A 2396-nucleotide genomic window follows, 5' to 3' on the forward strand; every position below is an offset into this window, starting at 1 on the left:
ACCCCTGAGGAGGCGCTGACCTACTTCGCGCGCAAGTACGACGAGCTCTACGCGTCTGCCGTGCTCCTCGAGCAGCGTCTGGCCCAACCCGAGGTGCCGTCCAAGGATGTCGCCGAGGCCCTCAAGGCCCTGACCTCGCAGGTCGAGGGAGCGGCTGTCGTCGGCGACCTCGAAGCCCTTGCCACGAAGCTCGACGAGATCCAGTCGGGCATCGCCGCCAAGCGGCTCGTCGAGCAGCAGCACCGGGCAGAGGCCCGCGCGGCCGCCACCGCCGAGCGCGAGCGAATCGTCGCGGAGGCCGAAGGCATCGCGGCCCAACCGGAGAACCGCATCCAGTGGAAGCAGAGCGGCGCCCGGATGCGCGAGCTCCTCGACGAGTGGAAGGCGCACCAGCGCTCCGCGACGCGCCTCGACCGCGAGACGGAGTCCGGACTGTGGCAGCGGTTCAGCGCGGCCCGCAACCGTTTCGACAAGGCCCGCCGAACCCATTTCGCCACCCTCGACGCGACACACGCGGAGGCCAAGGCTGCCAAGGAGCGGCTCGTCGCGGAGGCCGAACGACTCTCGACGAGCAAGGACTGGGCGGCCACCGCCGGCGCCTTCAAGCGGCTCATGGACGACTGGCGCCGCGCCGGCCGAGCGAGCCGCGCCGATGATGACCGGCTGTGGGCCCGGTTCAAGGCGGCGCAGGACGCGTTCTTCGCGGCGAAGGACGCGGTCGTGGCGGCCGAGGAGGAGCAGTACCGAGGCAACCTCGCCGTCAAGGAGGCGCTGCTCGTCGATGCCGAGGCCATTCTCCCGGTGACCGACCTCGAGAAGGCCAAGGCGCAGCTGCGTGTCATTCAGGACAAGTGGGACGCCGCGGGCAAGGTTCCGCGCGGCGACATCGACCGGGTGGAGAAGGCGATGCGCCGGGTCGAGCAGGCCGTCCGTGACGCCGAGGACCGCAGATGGCGCTCCACGAACCCCGAGGCGGCGGCACGCGCCCAAGGCATGGTTGAGCAGCTCGAGCGCGCGGTGGCCGATCTCAAGGAGGACCTCGCCAAGGCCGAGGCCTCCGGCAATGCAGCGCGGGTGAAGAAGGCCCAGGAGGCGCTCGATGCGCGGCAGGCCTGGCTCGACCAGGCGCGTGCGGGGGTGCGTGAGTTCGGCGGCTGACGCCGTCAGGCCGTCGACTTGCCCCCGTTGACCCGGTAGACATCGAAGACGCCGTCGATCCGACGCACGGCCTTGATGACGTGCTCGAGGTGGGTGGGGTCGCCCATCTCGAAGGTGAAGCGAGAGATCGCCACCCGGTCACGCGAGGTCTGCACAGAGGCCGAGAGGATGTTGACGTGCTGGTCCGAGAGGACCCGGGTGACGTCGCTGAGCAGCCGGTTCCGGTCGAGTGCCTCGACTTGGAGCTGGACGAGGAAGACGCTGGCTGAGGACGGCGCCCACTCCACGTCGATGAGCCGCTCCGGGTTCGCGGTGAGCTGGGAGGCGTTGGTGCAGTCGACCCGGTGCACCGAGACCCCACTGCCCCGCGTGACGAAGCCGAGGATCGGGTCGCCGGGGACCGGGGTGCAGCACTTCGCGAGCTTGACCCACACGTCGGCCGTTCCGACGACCACGACGCCCGGGTCTCCCCCGCGGCGCCGGCGGGCTGCGGCTCGGGTGGGAACGGTCGCCTCGGCCAGGTCCTCCGTGGCACCTTCGACGCCACCCATGGATGCGACGACCTTGCCGACGACGTGCTGGGCGGAGACGTGGCCCTCCCCGACGGCGGCGTACAGCGCTTCGATGTCCTGGTAGCGCAGGTCGGTCGCGACGGCGGTCATCGACTCGTGGCTCATCAGACGCTGAAGCGGGAGGTTCTGCTTCCGCATGGCCTTGGCGATGCTCTCCTTGCCCGCGTCGATGGCCTCCTCGCGGCGCTCCTTGGAGAACCACGCCTTGATCTTGTTGCGGGCCCGGGCGCTCTTGACGAAGCCGAGCCAGTCGCGGCTCGGGCCTGCGCCATCGGCCTTCGAGGTGAGCACCTCGACGACGTCGCCGTTCTCGAGAGTCGACTCGAGCGGGACGAGCCTGCCATTGACCCGCGCGCCGATGCAGTGGTGGCCCACCTCGGTGTGGACCGCGTAGGCGAAGTCGACCGGCGTGCCGCCGACCGGCAGGGCGACGACGGAGCCTTTCGGAGTGAAGACGTAGACCTCGCTGGATCCCATCTCGAACCGGAGCGCGTCGAGGAACTCGCCGGGGTCCTCGGTCTCACGCTGCCAGTCGAGCAGCTGGCGCAGCCAGGCCATGTCGTTCTGCGGTGCAGCCTCCCCCGGCTTGGCACCACCCCCGACCGACTGGTCCTTGTACTTCCAGTGCGCGGCGACGCCGTACTCGGCCCGGCGGTGCATCGTGTG

Annotated in this window: 2 protein-coding genes; one reads left to right on the forward strand and one right to left on the reverse strand. The window is 70.2% G+C overall.

Features of this window, described 5'->3' with window-relative positions; all coding sequences use genetic code 11:
• The coding region (locus LOY02_RS12865; RefSeq protein WP_317182755.1) for a DUF349 domain-containing protein at window positions 1–1158 on the forward strand (1158 nt) is incomplete at its 5' end.
• Between the two features lie 5 nt (window positions 1159–1163).
• On the opposite strand, the gene LOY02_RS12870 is transcribed toward LOY02_RS12865, so the two are convergent.
• Window positions 1164–2396: RelA/SpoT family protein (locus LOY02_RS12870; protein ID WP_317182756.1), on the reverse strand; the 1233-nt coding region annotated here is incomplete at its 5' end.

The sequence above is a fragment of the Intrasporangium sp. genome, assembly GCF_032907665.1.
GTDB lineage: Bacteria > Actinomycetota > Actinomycetes > Actinomycetales > Dermatophilaceae > Intrasporangium.